Here is a 26,821-nt window from a genome sequence, read left to right on the forward strand (position 1 = left end):
GGGCCGCCCTGTTTTTACCGATCTGACTTACTTCTTGGCCACCTGTGAGGTGAGCTTGAGGTAGTCCAGCAGAATCCGCCCGGTTTCACTCAGATAGGCGTCATCTTCCGGCTTGGTCTTTTCAGGCTCGACCGGCAGTGCATCTTCGTCTTCTTTCTTCATTTCCTTGAGCGGCGCTTCGCCCTTGGCCTGGCGGCGGGCGTTTTCCATCACCAACTGCTTGGCATCGATATCGGCGTGCTGGGCGCGACGCTCGGCTTCGTTGAGGCTGACGGTCTTTTCGGCCATCAGCTTCTCGGCCAGGGCCAGTTTGTCACGGATAAAGATGAACTCGGCATCCTTGGCCACCCGGGCTTCGTGCTCGGCCTTGAGCTTGTCGATATAAGGCTTGAACGGGTCGACGGCGGGCTTGATCGCAGGACGGATAGTGTCCCACGGCATGGCTTCGGGCAGTGCGCTTTCGCCGATTTCCTTGGTGTCGATAATCGACGGGAAGGCGACGTCAGGCAGAACGCCCTGATGCTGGGTGCTCTGGCCGGAAACCCGGTAGAACTTGGCCAGGGTCAGTTTCAGCTCACCGTGATTCAGCGGCTGGATGGTTTGCACCGTGCCCTTGCCGAACGTCTGGCCGCCGATAATCAGCGCGCGGTGGTAGTCCTGCATGGCACCGGCGAAGATCTCCGAAGCCGAAGCCGACAGGCGGTTGACCAGCAATGCCATCGGGCCTTTGTAGAACGCCCCCGGGTTTTCGTCTTCAAGCACGTCGACCTTGCCGTCTGCATTACGCACCAGCACGGTCGGGCCCTTGTCGATAAACAGACTGGTCAGTTCGGTGGCTTCCTGCAACGAGCCGCCACCGTTGTTGCGCAGGTCGATAATCACGCCATCGACTTTTTCTTTCTGCAACTCGGTCAGCAGTTTTTTAACGTCACGGGTGGTGCTCTTGTAGTTCGGGTCGCCAGCACGGAACGCCTTGAAGTCCAGGTAGAACGCCGGAATTTCAATCACGCCCAGCTTGTAGTTCTTGCCATCCTGCTTGAGGTTGAGGATCGACTTTTTCGCCGCCTGCTCTTCAAGCTTCACCGCTTCACGGGTGATGGACACGATCTTGCTGGTCTGGTCATTGGGTGCGTTGCTCGCCGGAATCACTTCCAGGCGCACCACGGAGCCTTTAGGGCCACGAATCAGCTTGACCACTTCATCCAGACGCCAGCCGATCACGTCGACCATCTCTTTGTCGCCCTGGGCAACGCCGATGATCTTGTCTGCCGGTGCGACCTGCTTGGTTTTATCGGCCGGGCCTGCCGGCACCAGACGGACAATTTTTACCTGGTCGTTATCGCTCTGCAACACGGCGCCTATGCCTTCCAGCGACAGGCTCATATTGATATCGAAGTTTTCCGCGTTATCTGGCGACAGATAGTTGGTGTGCGGATCGTAAGACATGGCGAAGGTGTTGATATACGCCTGGAAGATGTCTTCGCTGCGGGTCTGGTCAAGGCGCGACAATTGATTCTTGTAGCGCTTGGTCAACAGTTCCTGGATTTTCGCAGGCTCTTTGCCGGCGATTTTCAGACGCAGGACTTCATCCTTGATGCGTTTGCGCCACAGGTTGTTGAGTTCGGCTTCGGTCTTGAGCCATGGAGCGTCCTTGCGGTCGATCTCCAGGGTTTCCTTGGCATTGAAGTCCAGCGAGTCAACGCCCTTGTTCAACTCGGCAAGCGCAAAGTCCAGGCGCGATTTGACGCGATCCAGATAGCGTTTGTAGATAATGAAACCGGGGTTCAGATCGCCGCTTTTGAGGAAGTCGTCAAACTGGAATTTCCATTTGTCGAATTCGGCAATATCGCTCGCCAGAAAGTAACTGCGCGAAGGGTCGAGCAGCTTCAGATAGCTGTCATAGATGATTGCCGAGCGGGCATCATCCAGTGGCGGCTTGCTGTAATGATGGCGCTTGAGCAGCTCAACAACGTTAAGACTGGCAATTACCTCATCACGATCGGGCTGAAGGTTATCCCAACTGTTAGCGGCGAACGTATTGGCCGAAAACGGCAAAACGCCTAGGCCAATGAATAGGGCAAGTGCGGTGCTAGGGAATAAATGCTTCATGCTGATTCGACGCGGGGGCAATTGATAACGCATATTAGGCCGTCTTTGAAGTCGCCGGTTCCATCAAGGACCGGTCGCATAATGCAAAAAGCCCGGTGCAACAGCTCCGGGCTCAGTCCAGACTCACTATGGAGGCACTGTGAAAGCATTGCAAGGCGTTGAAGGTCAAGTGAAGTGGGTTGAAGAGCCAAGCCCCACCTGTGATGTAGGGCAAATCCGTATTCGTGTGGCGGCAGCCGGACTCAATCGGGCCGATCTGTTGCAAAGCGCCGGCTTGTATCCGCCGCCGCCGGGGGCCAGTGAGGTATTGGGCCTGGAGTGTTCAGGTGTGGTCAGCGAAGTAGGGCCAGGGTCGTTCTGGCAAGTGGGTGATCGCGTCTGTGCCTTGCTGGCCGGGGGTGGCATGGCCGAGGAAGTGGTGGTTGATGCCCGTCATGCACTGCCGGTGCCTGAAGGTTTGTCGCTGCTGGAGGCTGCGGCATTGCCCGAGGTGTACAGCACGGCATGGCTGAACCTGTTTCAACTGGCCGCGCTCAAGCCGGGCGAAAAAGTATTGCTGCACGCGGGGGCAAGTGGTGTTGGTTCAGCGGCCATTCAGCTGTGCAAAGCCTTTGGTAGCCCGTGCTGGGTGAGCGTGGGCTCGGCCGAGCGCCTGGCTTACTGCCAGGCGCTGGGTGCCCAGGGTGGCGTGGTGCGTACCGAGGGGCTGGACAGTCTCAAGGCGCTGGGGCCTTTCGACGTGGTGCTGGACCCTGTGGGGGCCAACTATGCCGAATCCAACCTCAAACTGCTGGCCCAGGACGGGCGCTGGGTGTTGATTGGCCTGATGGGCGGGCGCAAGGCCGAGCTGGATCTGGCGCTGGTCCTGGGCAAGCGTATTCAGTTGCTGGGCTCGACCCTGCGCAGCCGCAGCGATCAGTTCAAGGCGGATTTGCTCAGTGATCTGGGGCAGCAGGTATGGCCATTGTTTACCGAAGGCCGCCTGAGTCCGCAACTGGCCAAGACCTTCCCGATTGAGGACGACGCGCAGGCAGCGTTTGCCGAACTGGCCAGCAACCAGGTGTCGGGCAAGCTGGTGCTGGTGATCGACAGCAGCTTAACCTGATCCTCTGTGGGAGCTGGCTTGCCTGCGATACAGGCGATAGGGTCTGGCAGGCAAATCGCGGTGATGCCATCGCAAGCAAGCCCGCTCCCACAGTTTCAGGGGGTCATTTCCAGTGATGAATCGGCCACCCGGCCTTTTCAGCCTGTTCGCGCAGCACCGGGTCCGGGTTTACCACATGGGGGTGATCGACCTTGAGCAGCAGCGGCAAGTCGTTGCGCGAATCGGAGTAAAAGCTCGCGCCTTCCAGGTTTTCTTCCTGCTCATCCAGCCACTCCAGCAGGCGCGTAATCTTGCCTTCGCGGTAAGTCAAAGTGCCCACCGTGTGCCCGGTATAAAAGCCGTGAGCCACTTCCAGCTCAATGCCCAGCACTTCATCGATACCCAGGCGCTCGGCAATGGGTTTGACCAGGTGGGTGCCCGAGGCCGAAATGACCAGGATCCGGTCGCCCGCCTTGCGGTGCGCGGCAATGGTTCTGGTTGCGTCACTGAAGATGATCGGTTCGATATAGTCCTCAACCCAGGGCTCGACCAGGTGCGCGACTTCTTCGGGGCTGCGGCCGATCAGCGGCTCCAGGCTGAAAGCCATATAGTCTTCCATGGCCAGCTCGCCCCGGCTGTAGGCGGCCATCAGTTCGTTGTTGCGCTGCATGAACGACACCGGGTCGACCCAGCCCAGGCGGCCCATCTGCTCGCTCCAGAGGGTGGCGCAGTCGCCATGAATCAGGGTTTCGTCCAGATCAAAAATTGCCAGGGCCATCAGCGCAACTCTCTCTTCAGTGAATTCAGGAACATCAGGCTACCTCACAAAGGGTGCTCGAATCGATGGATAGCGCAACGGCTTGGCCGTCCGGGTACAAATCGCCGGGCGCACGGTTGAGTACGTCGACGATCAATTGCACGCCACGCACCTCGACGCGATAGCGGATCACGTTACCCAACAAGCTGTGGCTGAGAATCACCCCGTCCGGCTCACCCTGCACACTCAACCCCAGGGTTTCCGGGCGAATGGCGATGCGGCTGCTGACCGGGCGCTGCAACAGGCGGCTGGCAGTTTGCGCGTCCAGCAGGTTGTAGTTGCCGATAAAACCTGCGGCGAAGGCATCTGCCGGGGCCGCATAGAGGGTCTGAGCATTGCCGCTCTGCACGATATGACCCTTGTTCATCAGAAAAATGCGGTCGCTCATCACCAGTGCTTCTTCCTGATCGTGGGTCACGAAGATAGTGGTCAGGCCCAGCTCGCGCTGGATGGTGCGGATCTGCTCGCGCAAGTGCTTGCGAATTCGCGCATCCAGCGCCGACAGCGGCTCATCCAGCAGCAGCAGGCGCGGACGCGTCACCAGTGAGCGGGCCAGGGCCACACGCTGGCACTGACCACCTGACAACTGGTGCGGATAGCGCTTGGCGAAGTCATTCAGCTCCACCAGTTGCAAGGCTTCGGCCACGCGTTTGTGGCTGTCATCGGCCTTGACCTTCTGCATGCGCAGGCCGAAGGCCACGTTTTGTTCGACAGTCATGTTGGGGAACAGCGCATAACTCTGAAACACCATGCCGATGCCACGTTTTTGCGGGCTCACTGGCACGATGTCCTGGCCATCGAGCAGGATCTTACCGCCATCTACCGGCGTCAACCCGGCGATACAGCGCAGCAGCGTGGACTTGCCGCAACCGGACGGACCGAGCAGGGTGACGAATTCACCCTTGGCGATGCTGCAGTTGATATCACTGAATACCGGGGTGCCGGAATAGGATTTTTGCAGGTGTTCAACGCTGACGAAGCTCATTGGCTTTTGTCCTTGTTCAGGAAGGTGGCAACCCAGGTCAGCACCAGTACAAAGAGGAAATAGGATATGACCAGCGCGCTGGTGAAGTGGCCGCTGCTGTTGCGCATATTGTTCAGGAATACCTGCAAGGTCTCGTAGCGGGTGCCGACCAGGATATTGGCGAACACAAACTCGCCAAACAGGAACGAGAATGACAGCAGCAGGGCTACCATCAGGCCTTTACGCAAATTGGGCAGCACCACCAAAAATGCCGCCTGCCAGGTGCTGGCACCCAGCAGTTGGGCCGCGTCCATCAAGTCGCGCAGGTTGATCGCCTGCAAGTTGTTGGTGATCGCGCGGTACATGAACGGCAGTGCGACGGTGAAATAACAGCCGATCAGGATCCACGGCGTACCGACCATTTGCAGCGGGCCGGAACCATAGAGTTGCAGCAAGCCTACCGATGACACCACCGGCGGCACGGCGAAGGGCAGCAGGATCAGGATGTTCATCAGCGCATCCAGCTTGGGGAAGTGGTAATGCACCACAAACAGCAGCGGCAGGATCAGCACTACGGACAGCACCAGCGCCGCGACGCAGACCAGCAGCGACTGGCCGAAGGCCTTGAGGAAGCGCGGGTCGCTCCACAGCTGGTCATACCACTTGAAGGTAAAGCCGCTGGGCAACACCGTGGCTGACCAACTGCTGGCGATGGAGTAGATAAACGTGCCCAGCAGCGGTAGCAACAAAATCAGAAACAGCAGCCAGACCACACTGCGGTGGTACAGGCTGGCGGAAGTGGTTTCAGCGCGCGACATGGTAGCTCCTCTTTAACAGCCACTGATGCACCAGGGTTACCAGGGTCATCAGCCCCACTAGGATCACCGCCAAGGCGCTGGCCATGTTCGGATCCAGGCTGATATCGCCTGACACCATCGCGGCAATGCGGATGGGCAGTACGTTGAAGTTGCCGGTGGTCAAGGCATACACCGTGGCATAGGCCCCCAGGGCGTTGGCCAGCAGGATAACGAAGGTGCCGAGCAGTGCCGGGGTCAGTACCGGCAGGCCGATAAACCGCCAGAACTGCCAGCTGTTGGCGCCCAGCAGGGAGGCCGATTCGCGCCAGTCCTCGCGCAGGGCATCGAAGGCAGGGTAAAGCAGCAGCACGCCGAGGGGGATCTGGAAGTAGGTGTACAGGATGATCAGGCCGGTTTTCGAGTAGAGGTTAAAATCCTCGATGATCCCTGCCTGTTTGAGCATGATCGTGATACTGCCGTTAAACCCCAGCAAAATGATGAAGGCGAAGGCCAGCGGTACGCCGGAGAAGTTGCTGGTCATGTTGGCGAATGCGTTGACGAAATTGCGCAGCCGCGAATCCACCTTGCGCAGCGAATAGCTGCCCAGTATGGCAATGATGATGCCGAACAGGCTGGACCAGAAACTGATCTCCAGGCTGTGTTGGATGGCCTGCAGATAGAATTTGGAGTTGAAGATCTTGATGAAGTTGGCCAGGCCCCAGCCACTTTCTTCCGATTGCACACTGTGGATCAGCACCCACACCAGCGGGGCGATCTGAAACACGATAAAAAATACCGCGAAGGGCACCAGGCACAGGACTGCAAGCCATTTGCCCCGGGTCATGGCGCGGGCCTCAGCAGCTCGCGGCACAGCGGTTTGTCGTGAGCTACGCCAAGCAACTCGCAGATCGTGCCGCACAACTCGAGCTGTTTTGGCATGACATCCGGGTTCAGGCTGAACGCATCGCCCAGCACAAACAGTGGCACTTCACGCTCTTCGGGCAGCAAGCCGTTATGGGAGCGATCGTTGTTCATGCCGTGGTCAGCAGTGACCAGTACTTGGTAGCCGGCCTGCAGCCAGCCTTGCAGATAGTCGGCCAGGATAATGTCGGCCGAACGCGCACTGTTGCGGTATTGCGCGGTATCGAGGCCGTGTTTGTGTCCGGCATCGTCGATATTCATGGGGTGGGCCAGTAAAAAATTCGGCTTGTGCGCCAACCGCAGGCTTTCTGCGTCGGCGAACAGGTGGGAGTCAGGGTAATGATCACTCCAGTAGAAATGCCCGTATTGGATTGGCAAGTCCCCAGCCAGGGTATGGCGATCCCGGGCAATCACGAATGGCGAGCGGTTATAGAGCTCACTGACCCAGTGATAGGCCGCTGCCGCTGTGATCAATCCGGCATCACGAGCGTAATGGAACACGCTGCGCTGGTTGGACAGGCGCGAGACATTATTGTGGACAATGCCGCTTTCAATCGGCGGCACGCCGGTGAGGATGCACTCGTAGAGCGGGCGCGACAGGGCTGGCAACTCGCAGGTGAGCTTGTACAGTGCGGCCCGTTCTGCACTGACATAGGCCTGCAAATGGCCCATGGCAAGGCGGGCGACCTCAAAGTTCAAGCCGTCGAGCACTACCAGAATGACGTTGTGTTTCATGTAAGACTCCGCTGGCGCAGCGCAAAAGCTGTTGTCGGAGCGGGCTTGCTCGCGATGGGTACAACCCGGCACATCAGATGGATCGAGTCGATGGCATCGCGAGCAAGCCCGCTCCCACGCAGATCAAGGCGCAGGGTTACTGCATATTGATGATGACTTCTTCCTGCCACAGCTGCGGCAAGGCCTTGGAGGTCTTTTCCCAGGCGTCGGCGTCTTTGATCGGGGTGACATTTTTGTACTGGTCGTTGGACAGCAGCTTGGCCTGCACGTCAGCCGGCAGCTTCAGGTGCTCGGCACGAATCGGCCGTGCATTGCCCCGCGCCAGGTTGGTTTGCCCGGCATCGCTGAAGATGAATTCACGGGTCAGCTTGGCGGCGTTCGGGTGTTTGGCGTATTTGTTGATGATGGTGGTGTAGCCCGAGATCACCGAACCGTCGGACGGGATCAGCACCACATAGTCATCCGGGTTGGCCATTTTGGCTTTGTAGCTCAAGCCGTTGAAATCCCAGACCACGCCGACTTCCACTTCACCTTTCTCCATCGTGGCGATGGTCGGGTTGGCCAGTGACAGGCGGCCTTGCTTGGCGATGTCGGCAAACATCAACAGGGCCGGTTGCACGTTCTTTTCATCGCCGCCATTGGCAATGGCTGCAGCCAGCACGCCATTGGTGGCCTGTGCCGCGGTGCTGACATCACCGATCGAGACCTTGTATTTACCCGACTTCAGGTCAGCCCATTTGGTCGGCACTTCAGAGCCGTGCAGCAGCTTCTTGTTGACGATAAACGCAATGGTGCCGGTGTAGGCCAGGGCCCAGTTGCCGTCTTTATCCTTGGCCCAGTCCGGGATCTGTTCCCAGGTGGTTGGCTTGTACGGCTGGGTTACGCCTTTGGCCACGGCAATCGGGCCAAAGGCGGCGCCCACGTCACCGATGTCGGCACTGGCGTTGTCTTTTTCCGCGGCAAACTTGGCCACTTCCTGGGCCGAACTCATATCAGTGTCGATGTGCTTGAGGCCGTAGAGCTTGTTCAGATCGGCCCAAGTGCCTTTCCAGTTGGCCCAGTCATCGGGCATGCCGACGCTGTTGACCGTGCCTTCAGCCTTTGCTGCGGCTTCCAGGGCTTTTAAATCGACATCGGCGGCCATGGCCGATGTGCACAGGGCAATGCTTGAACCTAACAGTGATGCGAGGAAAAACTGTTTCATCCGAAGCTCCTTGGGCGTTTTCAACGCTGGGTTTTATTGCTCTTTTGCGGTGGGTTGGTCTAGGTCAGCAATACCTGAGCCAATTTAAGCCCGGCAGATGACACTTTAATGTCGGCATTGGTTGTGCAAGGCATATCGCCAGCCAGCGTGTGTGTTCCGGCTAAGCGTAGACCATCGGGAAGGCCCCGGCTGGCAAGGGGTTTGGCGCATTTTGACGGGTATATGAGCGCCCTCTTGTCATCGAACAGTCATATGTTCTGCCTAGGCTGACAGGTTCAGGGAGTGACCGTTTGACGGCCATGTTTGCCCACTTTTGGTGCTGGACTAGTCCAGCCAGGTAACGTTGATGCGAGAAGGTGCACCCAAGGCGGTAACAGCGATAAGTCGCACGCTGCAAGAGCAGATTGAGCACGGTCTACTGGCGGGAGGCAGTCAGCTGCCGGCCGAGCGCAAACTCAGCGAGTTATTCGCCACCACCCGCGTCACCGTGCGCGAAGCGTTGTTACAGCTTGAATCCCTGGGGCTGGTGTATCGGGAGGAGCGGCGCGGCTGGTTTATTTCGCCGCCGCGTCTGGCGTACAACCTGATGCAGCGCAGCCACTTTCATGCCATGGTCACGGCCCAGGGGCGAGTGCCAACCACCGAGGTGATATCGGCGCGCCTGCTGCCGGCCACGGCTGCGGTGTGTGAGCGCTTGCAGCTACCAGCGTTATCCAGCGTGATCCAGATCTGCCGGGGCCGGCGGATTGACGGGCGGCTGGTGCTGTATGTGGAGCACTACCTGAATCCGCAGTACTTCCCGCAGATCCTTGACCTTGATCTGACGCAGTCGATTACTGAGCTGTATGCCCGGCATTACGATTTGCATTACGGCCGGGTGCGTTTTGAGATTGTGCCTACGGCGCTGCCGGTAGAGGCTGCAGCGACGCTCAAGGTATCAACCGGCAGCCCGGGTTTGCGCATTGCGCGGGTCAATTACGACCAGCACGAACGGCTGATCGACTGTGATCTGGAGTATTGGCGACATGATGCGATTCATGTCGGGGTGGATGTGCAGGAGCGTTGAACAAACCTGCTTTTGTGGGAGCGAGCCTGCTCGCGATGCATACTGCGCGGTCTGTCAGGAGAACCTGGCCGATATCATCGCGAGCAGGCTCGCTCCCACAAGTTATTGGCTCAATCCTTTTGCAGGATACCGCTGCCCGCCGTCACCACCTGCACACTCAAGCGCGGGGTGGCCAGGTCCAGCCCGGCCTCATCCAGGTGACGCTTGAGCGACAGGTTGAACGCCCGCGACACTTCCCATTGCTTGATCGGTGCCGTCTTGAAACGGGCACGCAAAATGGCGCTGCCGGACTCGAAACTCTCGACCCCCTGAATCTCCAGCGGCGACCAGATATTGCGCCGCTGCAGCGGGTCGGTACGCATCTTTTGCCCGACTTCACGCATCAGCTTGATGGCGTCGTCGATTTCCATGTTGTAGGGGATGGCGACGCGGAAGATGGCGTAGCCAAATTCCCGGGAGTAGTTTTTGATGCTTTTGATTTCACTGAACGGGATGGTATGCACGATGCCGTCGATATCGCGCAGGCGCACGGTACGAATGGTCAGCCCTTCAACCGTGCCCAGATGCCCGCCGACATCGACGTAGTCGTCGATGGCCAGGGAATCTTCGATAATGATAAACAGGCCCGTGATCAGGTCGGCAACCAGTGACTGAGCACCAAAACCGATGGCCAGACCGATTACGCCGGCACCCGCAAGCAGGGGGGTGACGTTCATGCCCATATTGGCCAGGGCGACGATCAGCGCAATGATGAAGATCGCGGCAAACAGGATGTTGCGAATCAGCGGCATCATGGTTTGCGCGCGGGCATTGGCCAGGCCCTTGCGCGATCGGGTCAGGGCATGGTGGATGGCGGTGTCGGCGAGAATCCAGATCAGCCAGGCAAACAGCAGCGTACCGCCAAGGCCGAACAGTTTGACGCTGATCTCGTGGCCTTCGCCCTCGGTAAAACCGATCAGCGACATACCCCACACCCGTAGCCCCAGCTCGATGAATACCAGCCACACAATCAGGTGGGCCAGGGTGTAGACGAAACTTTTCAGACGCTCGGAATACAGCGCATGGCGCTTGTGGCCACGTTGCGGCTTTTGCGCATGACGGCGCACCAGCCCGTTGATCACCATGCACAGCACCACCAGCACGGTACAGATCAGCGACTGGCGCAGCGCGGTGCTGGTGTCGCCTGCCGAGATAAACGTGGCGGCCAGCGAGATGCCCACCAGAATCAGCGCCGCGACATACCAGTAAGTGCCGAGGATCTCGATGCTGTCGCTCAGGGCGCGACGGGTCAGGCGGCGCGACAGGGGTTGATTGCGGATCAAGTGGGCGATAGGGCGGCGGAAACGGATGATAAACAGGCCGGTGGACAGCGCCGCCATCACATTGGCAAAGGTCGCCGCGGTATGCGCCAAGTGCACGCCCAGGGTGGCCACCAGTCGCGGATCGCTCAGTGCTTCGCCAAAGGCTGCGAAGCTGCCGATCCACCACAGCGGGCGAAATGCCTGGTGCCGCAGGATATGCAAGGCGCGGTGCCGGTGGGGGCCATCGAGCAGCGAGAAAAGGATCACGCAGATGGCCGAGAAACAGGTGCCAATAACCAGCGCGTACGCCAGCACCATTGCCAGGTCCTTGCCCAGCGAAGACGGCAGGGAGTAACTCATGTACACCGTGATCATCAGCGCGACCATCCACGGCCCCAGCTTGCGCAAGGCAAAGCGCAGCATGTCGACGGCCTTGGGGTGTTGCGGCAATTCCTCGCTCAGGCCAAATCGCAATCGCACCCGGTGGCTGACCCAGATCAGCAGGGCGGCCAGCAGGCTCCAGATCATGATGACCAGGGCAAAGCCAAAAATGATCGGCAGCCATTCATTGGCTGGCAGCATCAATGCAGAAAGTTCTTCCTTGGCCTGGGAGATTTCCTTGGTCCAGCGATAGGTTGGACTGTCATCGCCGGAAAACTGCTTTTCGAGATCGGCCAGGGTGCTGCCGATCAACCCCAGAACGCCTATCTCGGCTTCGGGCTGGGCTTTTTTGGTGGCATCGCGAAGTTTTTTCAGGTCGGCCAACAGCTTGCTGCGCTGCTGATCGTTTTCGAGGTTCTTGATCACCTCGTCCAGCGATTGGCCCAGTGGCTCGGTAGGTTGTGCCTGGGTTTTGTCCGAACTGCCCAGCATGCCCGGCAAACCGACGGCCTGCGCAGAGGTCATGGGCAAGAGCGTCAGCAGGCAAACCAGCAGGAAACAAGGCAGGGCGACAAGACGGGAAAACACTGGGCGATCAACCTCGAGGGGGAGCGAATTGGCCGAGTGTACGCTAGGCCCCGTGATCATTCATTTCTTGTCACATAAATAAATGATCGCGGGCCCGGGGCGGGAAAATGTCGGGGCTACTCATTCAGTTTGGCGAGGATTTTGAAGATGATGGTGCCGAATATCAGCAGCATGCCAGCCCAGATCATCAGCACGCCGATGCCACTACTGCGTTCGCGAAAGTTGAAGCCAATGGTCAGCAGCAGCATGCCGCAGATAATTGGAATCATCATGGAGTGGAAGGCAGTGGTTTCAAACATGGTGAGAGGGACCTGTGCAAGTGAGTGCCCCAAGTCTAGGTCGGTTTGCGCAGATGTGTGGTGATGTGTATCAAAAATGAATCAGCCAGACGCAGAACCTTGAAGCCGCTGCCGCAGTCTGCGACGGGTTGCGCAGCGACCCTGCTTTATCGAAGGTCCTGCGGCCCTTATCGCAGCCTGCGGCAGCGGCTTCAAGGAATATGCCTTACGGCAACTGGTTGCTGGCGTAGAACGCGCTCAGCACTTTGACCAGATGAGCCAGGTCATGGCTGCCGGCCAGTTCGCGGATCGAGTGCATGGCGAAGGTCGGCAGGCCGATATCCACGGTGCGCACGCCCAGGTGGCTGGCAGTGATCGGGCCAATGGTCGAACCGCAACCCATGTCGCTGCGCACCACAAAACTTTGCACGGGTACTTCCACGGCCATGCACAGGTGGCGGAAGAATCCGGCGGTTTCGCTGTTGGTGGCGTAGCGCTGGTTGCTGTTGACCTTGATCACCGGCCCGGCATTGAGCTTGGGCCCGTGATTGGCATCGTGCTTGTCAGCATAGTTGGGGTGAACGCCGTGGGCGTTGTCTGCCGAGACCAGCAGAGATTTCTGGATCGTGCGTACGTACTCGTCGCCCTCAGGCAACAGGCGTTGCAGGATTTGCTCCAGCATCGGGCCATCGGCGCCGCAGGCCGAGCACGAGCCGACTTCTTCGTGGTCGTTGGCCACGAACAGACAGGTTTCTTCGGTCTCGGTGGTGAGCAGGGCTTGCAGGCCTGCGTAGCAGGACAGCAGGTTATCCAGGCGCGCACCGGCGATAAAGTCGCCGTTGAGGCCGATCACCGCAGCGCTTTGGGTGTCGTAGAAACTCAGCTCGTAGTCCAGCACCACGTCGGCATTGAGGCCGTGCTCGCGGGCCAACTGGTCGGTGAGCAGCGCGCGGAAGTCAACGCGCTCATCACCGGCCACCTGGGCCAGGATCGGCGGCAGTTCGGTCTGCGGGTTGATCGCCCAACCTTCGTTGGCAGTGCGGTTGAGGTGGATCGCCAGGTTGGGGATAGTCGCAATCGGCGCCTTGAAATCGATCAGCTGGCTTTCGACCTGGCCATCGCGGCGGAAAGTGACGCGCCCGGCCAGGGACAGGTCACGGTCGAACCAGGGCGCGAGCAATGCACCGCCGTAGACCTCGACGCCCAATTGCCAGAAGCCCTGGCGTTGCAGTTCGGGTTGTGGCTTAACCCGCAGGCAGGGGCTGTCTGTGTGGGCGCCAACCATGCGGATACCGCCGTGCAGGGGCGAATGGCGACCCAGCTTGAAGGCGACGATGGAAGAGTCATTACGGGTGACGTAATAGCGGCCATTGGCTTCGGTGAACCAGGTTTCGCGCTCGTCGAGGCGCTGGTAGCCGGCGGCCTCAAGGCGCTGAACAAGACTGGCAGTGGCATGAAAGGGGGTAGGGGAGGCCTTGAGGAAGTCGATCAGGCCTTGGTTCAACTCTTCGCGCATAAGTTACTCCAGACAGCAAGGCCGCGAGTTTAGCGCATTGATCGCAAGATTTGGCTCTCTAATGCAGCTCTTGTGGGAGCGGGCTTGCTCGCGATGGCATCAGTGCGATGTTCCTGCAAAACCGCGTCGCCTGTATCGCGAGCAAGCCCGCTCCCACAAGGGGTGGTAGGTATTTAGAACGGTGCCGGGCACTCAAAGCGCAGGCGTTCACCGGTTTGCGGGTGGGTGAAGCTCAGCATGCTCGCGTGCAGGCACAAACGCGGCCATGCGGCCAGGGCTTGCGGGTGCGCATACAGGCCATCACCGAGCAGCGGGTGGCCGATTGACAGCATGTGCACGCGCAACTGGTGCGAACGGCCGGTAATCGGTGTCAGCTCAACGCGGCAGTAATCGCCACACCGCTCCAGGATCTTCCAGAAGGTCAGTGCGTTTTTACCGAATTCATGGTCAACCACGTGCCGGGGTTTGGTCGGCGGGTCGTAGCGCAGGGGCAGATCGATGCTGCCGCTGTCCAGCTCGGGCTGGCCCCAGGCTAGTGCGGTGTAGGCCTTTTCGGTTTCGCGGTCGTGAAACTGGCGGGAAAGCTCACGGTGAGTGTCAGCGTCCCGCGCCAGCAAAATAATACCGGACGTTTCCCAATCCAGACGGTGGACAATGCGCGCCTCGGGGTAGCCGTTTTCTTGCAGGCGGGTAATCAAACAGTCCTTGTTGTCATCGGCCCGACCCGGCACCGAAAGCAGCAAGGTCGGCTTGTTGACCACCAGAACGCCAGCGTCCTCATGGATAATGTGAATATTGGACAACGGCATTAAAACAGCCTCTTGAAAAACGCCAACGGCGACAAAGGAGCCTCCCCTGCAGGGAAGGCACCGAGGTCGCCGTGGTGCCCGCCGGATCGATTAACGATCTGGCAGTGTGATGTTGAGTTCCAGAATCGAGCAGCTACCTTCGTTTTCAAGGGCGATCTGTACAGAATCGTCGCCGATGTTGACGTATTTGCGGATCACCTCGACCAGCTCTTTTTGCAGGGCAGGCAGGTAGTCCGGGGTGCTGCGTTGGCCACGCTCGTGCGCCACGATGATCTGTAGACGCTCTTTCGCCACCGACGCGGTTGTTGGCGTTTTGCGGGTACGAAAGAAGTCAAAAATGTTCATTGTTTAGTTGCCTCCAAACAGGCGCTCGAAGAATCCCTTCTTCTGTACATCAAGGAACCGGTGCTCCACGGTTTTGCCCAGCAGGCGATCAACGGCATCGCTGTAGGCCTGACCGGCGTCGCTTTGATCGTCAAGGATCACTGGCACGCCCTGGTTGGATGCCTTGAGAACAGCCTGGGACTCCGGGATCACGCCCAGCAGGGCCACGGCCAGAATCTCTTTGACGTCTTCAACGCCGAGCATTTCGCCTTTGGAAACGCGATCAGGGTTGTAGCGGGTCAGCAGCAGGTGTTCCTTGATCGGATCCTGGCCCAGTTCGGCGCGGCGCGACTTGCTGGCCAGCAGGCCCAGCATGCGGTCCGAGTCACGTACCGAGGACACTTCCGGGTTGGTCACGACTACCGCTTCGTCAGCGAAGTACATGGCCAGGTGGGCACCGGTTTCGATACCGGCCGGGGAGTCGCAGACCACGTATTCGAAGGTTTCCTTAAGCTCCATAAGAACTTTTTCGACGCCTTCCTTGGTCAGCGCGTCCTTGTCACGGGTCTGGCTGGCGGCCAGCACGTAGAGGTTTTCCAGGCGCTTGTCTTTGATCAGCGCCTGCTGCAGGTTGGCTTCACCGTTGACCACGTTGACGAAGTCATACACCACGCGGCGCTCGCAACCCATGATCAGGTCGAGGTTACGCAAGCCGACGTCAAAGTCGACGATCACTGTTTTGTGGCCGCGCAGAGCGAGGCCGGTACCGATAGCGGCGCTGGTGGTGGTCTTACCCACACCACCCTTGCCGGATGTAACCACTAGAATCTTGGCCAAGGTGTTTCACCCCTAAGGAAAAAGGACTTTTTAGCCCCTGAATAACATCTCTATGAACGACTGCAGGTGAACAGCCTTGGCGGGTCATTGTTCAAGTCGCGTTTACGCTGTGTAAACGCTGCCTGATTGCTTGTCCCTACAAGGAAAAGTCTGTTTTCACTACGATTTTGAGATGCTTGGAAAATGGCGAGAGTATCCGTTAAAGCCGGGTGATGTTCAACATGTCACTTGACAGACTGATCTGAACACCTGTTCCCCACAGAGGATCCCGACGCAGGTCTTCGGATACCTTGTACTTGCCCGCAATTGACACTAGCTCGGCGCTCAGCTGCTGGCAAAAAATCCGTGCCTTGGTGTTGCCCTTGTGCCCGGCCAGTGCGCGGCCCCGCATAGGCCCGTACACATGGATGTTGCCATCGGCCATAAGTTCCGCACCGGGGCTGACTGAAGCGATCACCACCAGATCACAGCCTTCGGCATACACCGTCTGGCCGCCGCGTACCGGGCTGGTGATGATCCTGGTCGGCTTGATCGCCGGCTCTGGCGGTTTTTCCGGTTTTTTTGCCTCGACCACCACTTCAACCGGATCAATCGGCCGCTCACGGGCGCCGGAGGGTGGCAGTACAGGCAGGTCGATGGCAATGGCGGCAGCGATGTCCTCGATGCGGTTGGCGCGAATGGCCAGGGTGCGCAGGCCATGTTGGCGGCAGACGCGCATCAGCCCCGGCAAATCGATGGCGCCTTCACTGGCGGGCAGCTTGTCCAGCGCCAGTACCAGCGGGGTATTGCTGAAAAAATTCGGGGCCTGGGCCACTTTGGCGGCCAGTTGGCGGTCCAGGGCTTCAAGGTTGTTGTGCGCAAGTTCCAGCACCGTGATGGCGAGCATACTGCCCTTAAGCTGGAACACGGGGGCTTGGTCTAGCGATTCGGTTTGGCTCATGGTTGCTTAACGCGACTTGTCACTTAAAGTGCTGAGACTTATAACGAGAACGCCGGCAGGCCGCAAGCCGGGTCTAACGATGTAGAATGGCCGACCCTTGTGTCTGTCCGGAATCATTAATGGATCGCCCGCGTTTTCGTGCCGCTTTTTTTCATCCGCGTTTCTGGCTGCTATGGCTGGGTCTCGGCGTGCTGTGGCTGGTCGTGCAACTGCCTTATAAAGTACAACTGTGTATCGGCCGTGGTCTCGGCGCCCTGATGTATCGGGTGGCCGGTGATCGCCGACGTATTGCCACGCGCAACCTTGAATTGTGTTTCCCTGAAAAGACCCGCGCCGAGCGCAAGCAGTTGCTCAAGGACAACTTCGCCTCGACCGGTATCGCCTTCTTTGAAATGGCCATGAGCTGGTGGTGGTCAAAACCGCGTCTGGCCAAGCTGGCCCATGTCGAGGGGCTGGAGCACCTGAAGCAGGCTCAGCTTGAAGGCAAGGGGGTAATCCTGATGGCACTTCACTTTACCACCCTGGAAATCGGCGCTGCCTTGCTGGGTCAGCAACACACCATCGACGGCATGTACCGCGAACATAAAAACCCGCTGTTCGACTTTATCCAGCGTCGTGGCCGTGAGCGGCACAATGTAGATTCGCTGGCTGTCGAACGTGATGACGTGCGCGGAATGCTCAAGCTGCTGCGCTCAGGGCGGGCGATCTGGTATGCGCCCGACCAGGACTACGGCGCCAAGCAGAGCATCTTTGTGCCTTTGTTCGGTATCCAGGCGGCCACTGTTACCGCCACCAGCAAGTTCGCCAAACTGGGCAAAGCGCAGGTTGTGCCCTTTACTCAACAAAGACTGGCCGACGGCAGTGGTTACAAGCTGGTCATTCATCCGCCACTGAGGGATTTCCCCGGAGAAAGCGATGAGGCTGATTGCCTGCGAATCAATCAATGGGTTGAGCGGGCGGTGCGTGAATGCCCCGAGCAGTATCTGTGGGCCCATCGCCGCTTCAAGACCCGCCCGCCCGGCGAGCCGAAACAGTACGACAAACGCGGCTGAGGCGGCCGCACTGGCGTGACTGCGGTTGCGCCGGTGACGGGCCTGATACTGTCTGGTGGTGGTGCGCGGGCGGCCTATCAAGTCGGCGTGCTGGCGGCGATTGCCGAGTTGCTGCCTGCCGGTGCCATCAACCCGTTCCCGGTGATTGTCGGGACGTCAGCGGGCGCGATCAATGCGGTCAGCCTGGCTAGCGGGGCGATGGATTTCACCCGCGCGGTCGAGCACCTGACCCTGTTCTGGCAGGGCTTTGAAAGCAGGCGCGTGCTACGCAGCGACTGGTCGGGGGTTTTGCACCAGGCCACGCGTTTTTTTGCTCACAGTCTGCTCGGGCTAGGCTCGCATGTGCCGGTGGCGCTGCTCGACAGTTCGCCCTTGCGCGATCTGCTCCAGGACCGGATCAACTTCCCCGGTGTTGAACAGGCGATTGCCGGGCATCACCTACGGGCTGTCGCGGTTACTGCATTTGGCTATTCTTCCAGTCAGGCGGTGACCTTTTATCAAGGCAAGGGCACCATCAATGGCTGGTTGCGCCATCGGCGCATCGGCATGCCCACCGCTTTGACGGTTGAACATCTGCTGGCCAGTTCGGCCATCCCTCTTCTGTTTGCTCCGGTCAAAATCGGCGAAGAGTATTTTGGCGATGGCGCAGTGCGGCAGTCGGCGCCAATCAGTCCGGCGCTGCATCTGGGAGCCAACCGGGTGCTGGTGGTGGGGGTGAGCGGCAACCCGCGCGGGCCGGACCTTCAGGCCGGCCAGTCGCACTACTACAACGCTCAACAACCGACGCTGGCGCAAATTGGCGGGCATATGCTCAACAGTACGTTTATCGACAGCCTGGAAAGCGATATCGAGCTGCTTGAGCGGCTCAATCACTTCAGTCGCCTGCTGCCCAGGCAATCCGACAACCTCGGTTTGTCCCCCGTGGAGGTGCTGGTGATTGCGCCGAGCCAGCCTATAGACGAAATCGCGGCCCGCCATCGGCATGAGCTGCCGGCCGCGCTGCGCATGTTCCTGCGTGGCCCCGGTGCGACCAAAACCAGTGGTGCAGGGGTGCTCAGCTACCTGCTGTTCGAGGCGGGTTATTGTCGGGAGTTGATCGAGTTGGGGCGACGCGATGCGATGGCCAAGCGCGATGCGCTGTGCCAGTTTTTGCGGGTTTGAACTACTCGCTTTTGTAGCCGCTGCCGCAGGCTGCGATAAGGGCCGCCGGCCCTTCCTCGGGGTCGCTGCGCAACCCATCGCAATCTGTTGCAGCGGCTACAGGTTTACTCGGCAATCTGCAATTTGCGCGCTTCAGTGTAGATGTAACGCAGCTTGTCGTATTCGAATGGCGAGTCGAACTGACCATAACGGAAGCTGGTGGTATAGCGTTTGTCGACAGCGCCCAGCACCCAGATCTCGGGATGGCGAGTGCTCTCGTGCGGCACGTTCAGGAAGTTGATCTCCTGGTTGACGCCATAGTCGACCACCAGGCCCGTGGTGTCGCGCAGGTTCGACGGGCCAAGGATCGGCAGCATCAGGTATGCACCGCCGGGTACGCCATAAAAGCCCAGGGTCTGGCCGAAGTCTTCACTTTGACGGGGCAGGCCCATGGCTGTGGCCGGATCCCACAGCCCGCCGATGCCGATGGTCGTATTCAGCAACAAGCGCCCTGTGGTTTCCATCGAGCGATGGCCCTTGAGCTGCAGCAGGCTGTTGAACAGGTTGGGGACATCCCCCAGGTTGTTGAAGAAGTTGCTCACACCCGTGCGCAAAAAACTGGGCGTGACATAGCGATAGCCATTGACCACCGGGAGGAACACCCACTGGTCGAAGCGGTAGTTGAAATGGTAGATCCTGCGGTTGATCGGCTCCAGCGGGTCATAGATGCTCAGAGCGTTCATGGTGGCGCGCTCGAACTCACGCTGATCCAGGCCCGGATTGAACTTCAACAGTTTCAACGGCTGGGTAAACCCGTCGACATCGGGGGTCAGTTCCGTGTGAGCTTTGCTGTTGTCGGCTTGGGCGAAGCCGGCGCCGAGCAGGGCGGCGAGAAGCAATAATTGTTTAGCCACGGAAGAACTCCAGCATATCGTCAGCGTTGACTCGGTAATTGATGTTGCCGCAATGGCCGCCATAGGGGTAAACCGTCAGGCGATTACCGAAGGTTTTACGCAGGAATCCGAGGTCGCCAGGGCCCAGGATGATGTCGTCGGCGTTATGCATGACGGCAATCTTCGGGCTGTTTTTCAGGTAGTCCTGCAGGGCGTACAGGCTGACCTGATCGATCAACTGCAGCAGGCTGCCGCCATCGGTCTTGGCGCGCCACATGGGGATCACCTGCTCGGTCAGGTAGCAGTCAAAGTCACACTGCAGCGAACGCTTGAGGAAAGGTGTCAGGCTGGTGCCCTCGGTGATCGGGTAGTTCGGCGGGGTGATCAGGCCACGGCGGTTGATCAGGTCCGAGGTGAACACGATATCGGCTGACGAGAAACGAAACACCGTGCCGATCAGCATGGCCATTTGCTCGTTGGTCAGGCGCTCCTTGGAGTTTTGCAGGTCATACACCAGTGCCGCATTGAGGTCGACCCGGCCTTTATCCTGGAAGTAGCGGGTCAGCTTGCCCAGCACCAGTTCATAGAACGTGGTGGAGTTGTTGATGCCTTTGACCTCGGTCTGCACCAGCTTGTCGAGGTTGCTGATGGAGGTAAAGAGATTGACCGGCGGGTTGAGCATCAACACTTTTTTGAAGTTGAAGCTTTTGCGTGTTTCATCCAGGTGGCTGACAAAGGCAGCATCCAGCGCACCCAGGCTATAACCCGCGAGGTAGTAGTCGGTAACGGGCAATTTGGCCTGTTGGGCGCGTACAGCCTGCATCACATGATACAAATCCTCGGCGTCGTACTGGCTGATGCCGGGTGTGGCCAGGCGCGAGGCCGAACTCATGAAGTCATAGCTGGTGGGCGATGACAGCTGAACGACGTGATAGCCTTCCTGATAGAAGAGCTTTTTAAGGTATTCGTTGAGGCTGCTGTCGTAGGCAGCACCGGTGCCGGCAATCAGGAACATCAAGGGCGCCGGGTGATCCTGTTTGGCCATGCGGTAAGTGAGCTTTTTCACCGCCCAGAAATTGGCCGGCAGTATGTGCTCACGTTCAGGGCGCAGGTTGAGGGTGTAGTCCGACTGGTTGATATCATCTTCGTCGGGCAGCAGCGGGCGCATTTGCGGCGGAGTGGTGGCAATCGTAGCTTCAAACGGATTGGTTATCGGGTAGCCATACGTTGCGGGGTCGACATCGACCGCCTGCGCGGACGCACTCAAGATAAGGCCGCCCAGTAAGGCAGCGAAGGGCAGAGAACGGAGCATGGAGGCTATCCCTAAATAAGATGCGCAAAAGTTTCGCAGGCTATGACCACAGGGCTCGTACTGAAGTGCCATTCAATGGCACTAAATAATTCCCCAAACAGTCCCGAACAGGCAAAAAGTCACTCAAGATACACGCTGAATGACTTTAGTTAACAGATATCTGATTGCAAGGCTTGTATAGCTGTAGATGGGGATTAAGCTGGGCGCCGTTTTTGCCTATCGGAGTTTGTTATGCGACCTCGTTTGCCGTGGATCTTGCTGCTTATCGCTCTGCCTGTATGGTTGCTCGCCAGTTATGGGCTGCGATACGGCTTGATGGAGGACTCGCAGTGGGTGGGGACCTGTGTGGCAGAGGCTGCGCGCTGGGAATGCCAGTTGCGGGCAAACCTGGGCTTGTTGATTCATTTCCGGGTATTGGGCTGGGTCGCGCTGGTGCTGTCGATTATTGCTTTTTGCGTGCGTGGTCGTGTCGGCTGCGCACTGGCGGTGCTGGCCCTGCTGTTCGGCCTGCCCGCACTGGCGTTGTATAACGCCAGCCTCGCAGTGTTTGCCGTGGTGATCGCCGGGTTGCGCCTGGTGCGGGCCGCGAAGTAAGAGTTTGAAACATTTGTGGGAGCGAGCCTGCTCGCGAAAGGTCTTTGAGGCCTTCGCGAGCAGGCTCGCTCCCACAGGGGGATTGCACTAGAAAGGTGTCATGCGCGCTTGCGCACACTGCGCCACAGCGCCATCACCATCAGTACGCTGACCAGCGCCCACATCCAGGCCTGTTCATTGTGCAAGCCTTCGCGGTACAGCTGCACCGGTATGCCTGCCCCGATGATCAAGGCCAGCAGGCCGAACTCACGGCGCGGGCCGCCCACCGGGCGTAGCAGATAAACCAGTGCAGGCAGGAGCAGGGCGGCACTCGGGAAACTTCGATAGCGCGGTTCAAACACCAGCCCAAGCATCATCACCGCTGCGGCAAACCCGGCGGCTGCCAGCCACCAGCCCGCACGGCGCTCCAGTGCGTTGAACAGGCGTTCTCGCCAGCCGTCTTTCTGGCCCAGGGCCAATGCACCATGGGTCAGTACGATCAGGTTCAGGCCAACCAGCAAGCCAGCCCATAGCCACTCGCCAGCAAAGCGGCTGGTGACTGACGCCAGCTCGGCCCATGCCACGATGCTGCATCCCGCCACCGCACCCAGTGCTGGCAGTGTCAGAGCGGCGCGTTTTGTACGGACCCGGCCGCCAATCAGCAGTGTGCCCACAAACAGGACGGCGCCAAAGCCCAGCCAGACCGGCCAGTGCGGCAGGTTGGATACCGGGCCGGCGAGGATACCCTTGTCCTGGCGATCGGCATCAAACAAACCCCAGTAGCCGCCTACCGCCCCCTCGCTGCCACGCTTCCAGGGTTGGTCGAAGGCTTCGATCAGGTTGTACTTCCAGCCGTTTTGTTCGGCCAGGGTGACAAATCCACGAATGAATTTTGCTTCGTTTACCCGGTTTGGCTGGGCAGTTTCCCGCTGGCGACCTTCGCTCGGCCAGCCGGTCTCGCCGATCAGGATATCTTTGGGGGCGAACTTGTTGCCGAATACCTGACGAACCTGCGCTACATGTTGTACCGCCTGGTCAATGCCGGCAGGGTCATCTTCCCAGTAAGGCAGCAGGTGGATGGTCAGAAAGTCCACGGCCGGGGCAATTTCCGGGTGTTGCAGCCAGAACTCCCAAACGTCTGCATACGTCACCGGTTGCTTGACCTGGCTTTTCACCTTGTCGATCAGCCGGACCAGCTGCGGGGCAGTGACCTCCTTGCGCAGCAAGGCTTCGTTACCGACTATCACTGCGCTGACCACATCCGGGTTGGCATTGGCTGAAGCGATCAGGGCTTGCACTTCCTGCTCCGTGGCCACGGGGTCGCGGCTGACCCAGGCGCCTGCCATCAGCTTGAGCCCGTGTTTGCGTGCCAGCTCGGGCAGAGCTTCAAGGCCCGCCTGGGAATAGGTGCGGATGCATTGAAAGCGCGTGGCCAGCAACGCCAGATCGGCATCCAGACGCTCTGCCCGTGGCACAAAAGGCTGGTCGAACGGCGACTGGTCCTTATCGAACGGCGTATAGGATGCACATTGCAGTTTATGGGTCGGTGTTGCTGCATCGGGCAATATCACCGGTTGGCCCAGGCCGTACCAGAAGCCGGCAATGGCAAATGCGCCCAGCAGGCAGGCAAGGAGATAAGGCAGCACGGGGAAGCGGACAGTCGCAGACATGGTCGGGCCGTATGGGAGCAAAGCCGCGCATCTTACCTGCAATTGAGCAGGCGCAGCGCCTGTGTATGATTTTGACATCTAATGTTTGTCAGTCTGGCCGTCCAGCGTCCGCACGCATCAATTTGGCTGTGATCGCCATGTCGCTGCTGGTTGTATGGGGGTCGTCGTCAGAGCAGGACGCTAAACAGGCGCGGTTGATTATCCGGAGCAAGTGATACGAGGCTGTAAAGCCTTGCAGGAATCTTGAAGTGGCCCGGCACTCGTCGGGCCCGGCACTGTGGGGAATCAAAGATGAAGATGCGACGAATTTTGAGCGCAGGAGCAGTCTTGGTGCTGGCGATGAGTGCGGGTTTGGCGAGCGCGCAGAACAAACCGACCCTGAATATAGGTTATGTGGATGGCTGGTCCGACAGCGTGGCCACCACCCATGTCGCGGCAGAGGTGATTAAACAGAAGCTGGGTTATGACGTGAAATTGATGCCGGTAGCCACCGGCATCATGTGGCAGGGGGTGGCCACGGGCAAACTCGATGCCATGTTGTCCGCCTGGTTGCCGGTGACCCACGGCGAATATTGGACCAAGAACAAGGACAAGGTGGTCGATTACGGGCCCAACTTCAAAGATGCAAAAATTGGCCTGATCGTGCCTGAATACGTAAAGGCACAGTCGATTGCTGACTTGAAGGGCAGCGATGAGTTTAAAAACAAAATTGTCGGTATCGATGCCGGGTCGGGTGTCATGCTTAAAACCGATGAGGCCATCAAGGATTACGACCTCAAGGGTTACAAGTTGCAGGCAAGTTCCGGGGCGGCCATGACCTCGGAGCTTGGGCGTGCCTATGCCAAGAACGAACCGATTGCCGTCACCGGCTGGGTGCCGCACTGGATGTTTGCCAAGTGGAAACTGCGTTTTCTTGAAGATCCCAAAGGCGTTTATGGTGCCGCAGAAACCGTTAACAGCATCGGCAGCAAGGAGCTGAATAAAAAAGCGCCGGAAGTTGCGGCATTTCTGGAGAAGTTTTCCTGGAATTCAAAAGACGAAATTGGTGAGGTGATGCTGGCCATTCAAGAAGGTGCCAAGCCTGAAGTGGCGGCCAAAGAGTGGGTTGCCAAACACCCGGAGCGTGTTGCCCAGTGGACCGATAAATAATCGCGAAGCGTCTAGCTCGCAGTACACAAGACCGCCTGGTGTTTTCGCCAGGCGGTTTTTGCATTTTCGGGCGGGGCAATGGTTGTCATCGTCCTTGCAGGCTAGGTAAACCGGGGGCTGCAGCAAATCAGAGGCTCTACTACTAAAGTCGTCTGGAATAGAATTTGCGCCGCCCTAATAGTGAAAACGTTCCATCTCATCTGTGCTGCGAGGACAAAAATAATGAACGACAGCATTTATATCTCGATTCAAAACAGCCCGCGCTTCAAGGAGCTGGTAAAAAAGAGAGAGCGTTTTGCCTGGCTTCTTTCGGCAATCATGCTCGGGTTATATGCCGCTTTTATCCTGTTAATTGCTTATGGGTCGCACATCATGGGGACCAAACTGAGTCCCGGTTCGTCCATTACCTGGGGTATTCCGATTGGTGTGGGGCTGATTGTTTCGGCCTTTATCCTGACCGGTATCTATGTACGCAGGGCCAATGGCGAGTTTGATGAGCTGAACAATGCAATTCTCAAGGAGGCTGGGCAATGATCGGGCGCTTATTGGCAACGCTGGGCGCTACAGCCCTTGCACCGGCAGTTTGGGCGGGGGAGGCCCTGACTGGGGAAGTGCAAAAACAACCGCTCAATATTTCGGCGATCATCATGTTCGTCGTCTTTGTGGGTGCGACCCTGTGCATTACTTACTGGGCATCGAAACGCAACAAGTCGGCAGCCGATTACTATGCAGCTGGCGGCAAGATTACCGGTTTCCAGAACGGTCTGGCGATTGCCGGCGACTATATGTCGGCAGCCTCCTTTCTGGGTATTTCCGCGCTGGTGTACACGTCCGGCTATGACGGCCTGATCTATTCGATCGGCTTTCTGGTGGGCTGGCCCATCATTCTGTTCCTGATTGCAGAGCGTCTGCGCAACCTGGGCAAATACACCTTTGCCGATGTGGCCTCGTACCGCTTGGGGCAAACCCAGATTCGCTCGTTGTCAGCCTGTGGTTCGCTGGTGGTGGTAGCGTTCTACCTGATTGCGCAAATGGTCGGTGCCGGCAAGCTGATCCAGTTGTTGTTTGGTCTGGATTACCACGTTGCGGTGATCCTGGTAGGTATCCTGATGTGCATGTATGTGTTGTTCGGCGGCATGCTGGCAACTACCTGGGTGCAAATCATCAAGGCGGTCATGTTGCTGTCGGGTGCCACGTTCATGGCCGTGATGGTCATGAAGCATGTGAACTTTGACTTCAACGCACTGTTCGCCGAAGCAGTGAAGATTCACCCTAAAGGTGAAGCAATCATGAGCCCGGGCGGGTTGGTCAAAGATCCTATCTCTGCATTCTCCCTCGGTTTGGCCCTGATGTTCGGTACTGCTGGCCTGCCACATATCCTGATGCGCTTCTTTACCGTGAGCGATGCCAAGGAAGCGCGCAAGAGCGTGTTCTACGCAACGGGCTTTATTGGCTACTTCTATATCCTGACCTTTATCATCGGTTTTGGCGCAATCATCCTGGTCAGTACCAACCCGGACTTCAAGGACGCGGCTGGCGCCTTGCTGGGTGGTAACAACATGGCGGCTGTGCACCTTGCGGACGCGGTTGGCGGCAGCATGTTCCTGGGCTTTATTTCGGCAGTGGCTTTCGCCACCATTCTGGCGGTTGTTGCGGGGCTGACCCTGGCGGGCGCTTCTGCGGTGTCCCATGACCTGTATGCCAGCGTGATCAAAAAGGGCAAGGCCAACGACAAGGAAGAGATTCGGGTCTCGAAGATCACCACTATTGCATTGGCGGTACTGGCAATTGGCTTGGGTATCTTGTTTGAAAGCCAGAACATCGCGTTTATGGTGGGCCTGGCGTTCTCCATTGCTGCGAGCTGCAACTTCCCGGTCTTGCTGCTATCCATGTACTGGAAAAACCTGACCACCCGTGGCGCCATGATAGGCGGCTGGATGGGGCTGGTAAGCGCGGTTGGCCTGATGATCCTGGGCCCGACCATCTGGGTGCAGATCCTGCATCATGAAAAGGCCATCTTCCCTTACGAGTACCCGGCGCTGTTCTCCATGATCATCGCGTTTGCGGGTATCTGGTTCTTCTCCATTACGGACAAGTCCAAATCGGCAGAGAAGGAGCGTGCGTTGTTCTTCCCGCAGTTTGTGCGTTCGCAGACGGGGTTGGGGGCGAGCGGTGCGGTGGATCATTAATCCGTAATAGACAGTATGTTTAATCGAATCCCCCTGTCGCAAGGCAGGGGGATTTTTTTGTGCCTATTCTCGCTGTGCAAGTGCGAAGTTCCGTAGCAGCTTGTGTCTAAAGAAAGGAATAAAGTCTGGGGTGAGAGCGGTGAATGGCAGGTTGTTCGGCAGCAGTGTTAGT

Annotated in this window: 25 protein-coding genes; 8 read left to right on the top strand and 17 right to left on the bottom strand. The window is 58.5% G+C overall.

Annotation, left to right across the window (positions count from 1 at the left end; all coding sequences use genetic code 11):
* Positions 1-27 precede the first annotated feature (27 nt).
* Positions 28-2,109: a carboxy terminal-processing peptidase gene (locus GHO03_RS12680; RefSeq protein ID WP_169916690.1), complete on the bottom strand. Its 2,082-nt coding sequence runs from the start codon at positions 2,107-2,109 to the stop codon at positions 28-30.
* Positions 2,110-2,248: 139 nt separating this feature from the next.
* Between GHO03_RS12680 and GHO03_RS12685 the strand changes: the two genes are divergently transcribed.
* Positions 2,249-3,214, top strand: a complete 966-nt coding sequence (locus GHO03_RS12685; RefSeq protein ID WP_372241736.1) for an NAD(P)H-quinone oxidoreductase — start codon at positions 2,249-2,251, stop codon at positions 3,212-3,214.
* 103 nt (positions 3,215-3,317) lie between these two features.
* Here the strand turns inward: GHO03_RS12685 and GHO03_RS12690 are convergent, their stop codons facing one another.
* From GHO03_RS12690 to GHO03_RS12715, 6 genes are all read right to left on the bottom strand, one after another.
* Positions 3,318-3,971, bottom strand: a complete 654-nt coding sequence (locus tag GHO03_RS12690; protein ID WP_095002135.1) for an HAD family phosphatase — start codon at positions 3,969-3,971, stop codon at positions 3,318-3,320.
* A gap of 34 nt (positions 3,972-4,005) precedes the next feature.
* Positions 4,006-4,995, bottom strand: a complete 990-nt coding sequence (locus tag GHO03_RS12695; RefSeq protein WP_095002134.1) for an ABC transporter ATP-binding protein — start codon at positions 4,993-4,995, stop codon at positions 4,006-4,008.
* Positions 4,992-5,792, bottom strand: a complete 801-nt coding sequence (locus tag GHO03_RS12700) for an ABC transporter permease (RefSeq protein ID WP_095002133.1) — start codon at positions 5,790-5,792, stop codon at positions 4,992-4,994. The genes GHO03_RS12695 and GHO03_RS12700 overlap by 4 nt, the downstream gene beginning before the upstream one ends.
* Positions 5,779-6,615, bottom strand: a complete 837-nt coding sequence (locus tag GHO03_RS12705; RefSeq protein ID WP_095019107.1) for an ABC transporter permease subunit — start codon at positions 6,613-6,615, stop codon at positions 5,779-5,781. Before GHO03_RS12705 ends, GHO03_RS12700 begins: the two co-directional genes overlap by 14 nt.
* A complete protein-coding gene (locus GHO03_RS12710; protein WP_153399918.1) occupies positions 6,612-7,427 on the bottom strand; it encodes an alkaline phosphatase family protein in 816 nt (271 codons plus the stop codon). The genes GHO03_RS12705 and GHO03_RS12710 overlap by 4 nt, the downstream gene beginning before the upstream one ends.
* A 136-nt stretch (positions 7,428-7,563) precedes the next feature.
* Entirely contained in the window at positions 7,564-8,631 is a 1,068-nt protein-coding gene (locus tag GHO03_RS12715; protein WP_095002130.1) for an ABC transporter substrate-binding protein, read from the bottom strand.
* Between the two features lie 346 nt (positions 8,632-8,977).
* Between GHO03_RS12715 and GHO03_RS12720 the strand changes: the two genes are divergently transcribed.
* Positions 8,978-9,697, top strand: a complete 720-nt coding sequence (locus GHO03_RS12720) for a UTRA domain-containing protein (RefSeq protein ID WP_095002129.1) — start codon at positions 8,978-8,980, stop codon at positions 9,695-9,697.
* 110 nt (positions 9,698-9,807) lie between these two features.
* Here GHO03_RS12720 and GHO03_RS12725 read toward each other — a convergent pair whose 3' ends face one another.
* The 7 genes from GHO03_RS12725 to minC all read right to left on the bottom strand — a co-directional run bounded on the left by GHO03_RS12725 (position 9,808) and on the right by minC (position 16,671).
* The gene (locus GHO03_RS12725; RefSeq protein ID WP_095002270.1) at positions 9,808-11,967 is read right to left on the bottom strand and encodes a mechanosensitive ion channel domain-containing protein; all 2,160 of its coding nucleotides are present in this window, start codon (positions 11,965-11,967) and stop codon (positions 9,808-9,810) included.
* Between the two features lie 116 nt (positions 11,968-12,083).
* Positions 12,084-12,266: a hypothetical protein gene (locus GHO03_RS12730; RefSeq protein ID WP_095002128.1), complete on the bottom strand. Its 183-nt coding sequence runs from the start codon at positions 12,264-12,266 to the stop codon at positions 12,084-12,086.
* Positions 12,267-12,471: 205 nt separating this feature from the next.
* Positions 12,472-13,761: a M18 family aminopeptidase gene (locus GHO03_RS12735; RefSeq protein WP_095002127.1), complete on the bottom strand. Its 1,290-nt coding sequence runs from the start codon at positions 13,759-13,761 to the stop codon at positions 12,472-12,474.
* 173 nt (positions 13,762-13,934) lie between these two features.
* Positions 13,935-14,570: an RluA family pseudouridine synthase gene (locus tag GHO03_RS12740; protein WP_095002126.1), complete on the bottom strand. Its 636-nt coding sequence runs from the start codon at positions 14,568-14,570 to the stop codon at positions 13,935-13,937.
* A 90-nt stretch (positions 14,571-14,660) separates the two neighbouring features.
* Positions 14,661-14,915: a cell division topological specificity factor MinE gene (gene minE, locus GHO03_RS12745; RefSeq protein ID WP_016780154.1), complete on the bottom strand. Its 255-nt coding sequence runs from the start codon at positions 14,913-14,915 to the stop codon at positions 14,661-14,663.
* Positions 14,916-14,918: 3 nt separating this feature from the next.
* Entirely contained in the window at positions 14,919-15,731 is an 813-nt protein-coding gene (minD, locus tag GHO03_RS12750; protein ID WP_029611321.1) for a septum site-determining protein MinD, read from the bottom strand.
* A 199-nt stretch (positions 15,732-15,930) separates the two neighbouring features.
* Positions 15,931-16,671 (bottom strand): septum site-determining protein MinC, encoded by a 741-nt coding sequence (minC, locus tag GHO03_RS12755; protein WP_095002125.1) that lies wholly within the window; start codon positions 16,669-16,671, stop codon positions 15,931-15,933.
* Between the two features lie 119 nt (positions 16,672-16,790).
* On the opposite strand from minC, the gene GHO03_RS12760 reads away from it, so the two are divergent.
* Together GHO03_RS12760 and GHO03_RS12765 are read left to right on the top strand one after the other, a co-directional pair.
* The gene (locus tag GHO03_RS12760) at positions 16,791-17,723 is read left to right on the top strand and encodes a lipid A biosynthesis lauroyl acyltransferase (protein WP_153399920.1); all 933 of its coding nucleotides are present in this window, start codon (positions 16,791-16,793) and stop codon (positions 17,721-17,723) included.
* 15 nt (positions 17,724-17,738) lie between these two features.
* Positions 17,739-18,884, top strand: a complete 1,146-nt coding sequence (locus GHO03_RS12765) for a patatin-like phospholipase family protein (protein WP_095002123.1) — start codon at positions 17,739-17,741, stop codon at positions 18,882-18,884.
* 104 nt (positions 18,885-18,988) lie between these two features.
* Here GHO03_RS12765 and GHO03_RS12770 read toward each other — a convergent pair whose 3' ends face one another.
* Complete coding sequence (locus tag GHO03_RS12770) at positions 18,989-19,777, bottom strand: VacJ family lipoprotein (protein ID WP_095002122.1); 789 nt, start codon at positions 19,775-19,777, stop codon at positions 18,989-18,991.
* Complete coding sequence (locus GHO03_RS12775; protein WP_095002121.1) at positions 19,770-21,068, bottom strand: serine/threonine protein kinase; 1,299 nt, start codon at positions 21,066-21,068, stop codon at positions 19,770-19,772. Before GHO03_RS12775 ends, GHO03_RS12770 begins: the two co-directional genes overlap by 8 nt.
* Positions 21,069-21,299: 231 nt before the next feature.
* Here GHO03_RS12775 and GHO03_RS12780 point away from each other — a divergent pair, with 231 nt between their 5' ends.
* Entirely contained in the window at positions 21,300-21,662 is a 363-nt protein-coding gene (locus tag GHO03_RS12780) for a hypothetical protein (RefSeq protein ID WP_095002120.1), read from the top strand.
* Between the two features lie 98 nt (positions 21,663-21,760).
* On the opposite strand, the gene GHO03_RS12785 is transcribed toward GHO03_RS12780, so the two are convergent.
* On the bottom strand, positions 21,761-23,311 hold the full coding sequence (locus GHO03_RS12785; protein WP_153379985.1) for a beta (1-6) glucans synthase: 1,551 nt from the start codon (positions 23,309-23,311) through the stop codon (positions 21,761-21,763).
* A 291-nt stretch (positions 23,312-23,602) separates the two neighbouring features.
* Between GHO03_RS12785 and GHO03_RS12790 the strand changes: the two genes are divergently transcribed.
* From GHO03_RS12790 to GHO03_RS12800, 3 genes are all read left to right on the top strand, one after another.
* Positions 23,603-24,460, top strand: coding sequence for a glycine betaine ABC transporter substrate-binding protein (locus tag GHO03_RS12790; RefSeq protein WP_095019110.1), 858 nt, complete (start codon positions 23,603-23,605; stop codon positions 24,458-24,460).
* A gap of 222 nt (positions 24,461-24,682) precedes the next feature.
* Positions 24,683-24,994 (top strand): DUF485 domain-containing protein, encoded by a 312-nt coding sequence (locus tag GHO03_RS12795; protein WP_153399923.1) that lies wholly within the window; start codon positions 24,683-24,685, stop codon positions 24,992-24,994.
* On the top strand, positions 24,991-26,649 hold the full coding sequence (locus tag GHO03_RS12800; protein ID WP_095002116.1) for a cation acetate symporter: 1,659 nt from the start codon (positions 24,991-24,993) through the stop codon (positions 26,647-26,649). Before GHO03_RS12795 ends, GHO03_RS12800 begins: the two co-directional genes overlap by 4 nt.
* Positions 26,650-26,821: the final 172 nt, after the last annotated feature.

Source organism: Pseudomonas sp. FSL R10-1339 (assembly GCF_009600545.1).
In the GTDB taxonomy this organism is placed as follows: domain Bacteria; phylum Pseudomonadota; class Gammaproteobacteria; order Pseudomonadales; family Pseudomonadaceae; genus Aquipseudomonas; species Aquipseudomonas bubulae.

Coding starts and splice junctions, on each gene's coding strand:
- GHO03_RS12730 (WP_095002128.1), bottom strand. CDS start 12,266: ATGTTTGAAACCACTGCCTTCCACTCCATGATGATTCCAATTATCTGC.
- GHO03_RS12735 (WP_095002127.1), bottom strand. CDS start 13,761: ATGCGCGAAGAGTTGAACCAAGGCCTGATCGACTTCCTCAAGGCCTCC.
- GHO03_RS12710 (WP_153399918.1), bottom strand. CDS start 7,427: ATGAAACACAACGTCATTCTGGTAGTGCTCGACGGCTTGAACTTTGAG.
- GHO03_RS12795 (WP_153399923.1), top strand. CDS start 24,683: ATGAACGACAGCATTTATATCTCGATTCAAAACAGCCCGCGCTTCAAG.
- GHO03_RS12800 (WP_095002116.1), top strand. CDS start 24,991: ATGATCGGGCGCTTATTGGCAACGCTGGGCGCTACAGCCCTTGCACCG.
- GHO03_RS12690 (WP_095002135.1), bottom strand. CDS start 3,971: ATGGCCCTGGCAATTTTTGATCTGGACGAAACCCTGATTCATGGCGAC.
- GHO03_RS12705 (WP_095019107.1), bottom strand. CDS start 6,615: ATGACCCGGGGCAAATGGCTTGCAGTCCTGTGCCTGGTGCCCTTCGCG.
- GHO03_RS12760 (WP_153399920.1), top strand. CDS start 16,791: ATGGATCGCCCGCGTTTTCGTGCCGCTTTTTTTCATCCGCGTTTCTGG.
- GHO03_RS12740 (WP_095002126.1), bottom strand. CDS start 14,570: ATGCCGTTGTCCAATATTCACATTATCCATGAGGACGCTGGCGTTCTG.
- GHO03_RS12680 (WP_169916690.1), bottom strand. CDS start 2,109: ATGAAGCATTTATTCCCTAGCACCGCACTTGCCCTATTCATTGGCCTA.
- GHO03_RS12780 (WP_095002120.1), top strand. CDS start 21,300: ATGCGACCTCGTTTGCCGTGGATCTTGCTGCTTATCGCTCTGCCTGTA.
- GHO03_RS12775 (WP_095002121.1), bottom strand. CDS start 21,068: ATGCTCCGTTCTCTGCCCTTCGCTGCCTTACTGGGCGGCCTTATCTTG.
- minE (WP_016780154.1), bottom strand. CDS start 14,915: ATGAACATTTTTGACTTCTTTCGTACCCGCAAAACGCCAACAACCGCG.
- GHO03_RS12720 (WP_095002129.1), top strand. CDS start 8,978: ATGCGAGAAGGTGCACCCAAGGCGGTAACAGCGATAAGTCGCACGCTG.
- GHO03_RS12695 (WP_095002134.1), bottom strand. CDS start 4,995: ATGAGCTTCGTCAGCGTTGAACACCTGCAAAAATCCTATTCCGGCACC.
- GHO03_RS12715 (WP_095002130.1), bottom strand. CDS start 8,631: ATGAAACAGTTTTTCCTCGCATCACTGTTAGGTTCAAGCATTGCCCTG.
- minC (WP_095002125.1), bottom strand. CDS start 16,671: ATGAGCCAAACCGAATCGCTAGACCAAGCCCCCGTGTTCCAGCTTAAG.
- GHO03_RS12790 (WP_095019110.1), top strand. CDS start 23,603: ATGAAGATGCGACGAATTTTGAGCGCAGGAGCAGTCTTGGTGCTGGCG.
- GHO03_RS12785 (WP_153379985.1), bottom strand. CDS start 23,311: ATGTCTGCGACTGTCCGCTTCCCCGTGCTGCCTTATCTCCTTGCCTGC.
- GHO03_RS12700 (WP_095002133.1), bottom strand. CDS start 5,792: ATGTCGCGCGCTGAAACCACTTCCGCCAGCCTGTACCACCGCAGTGTG.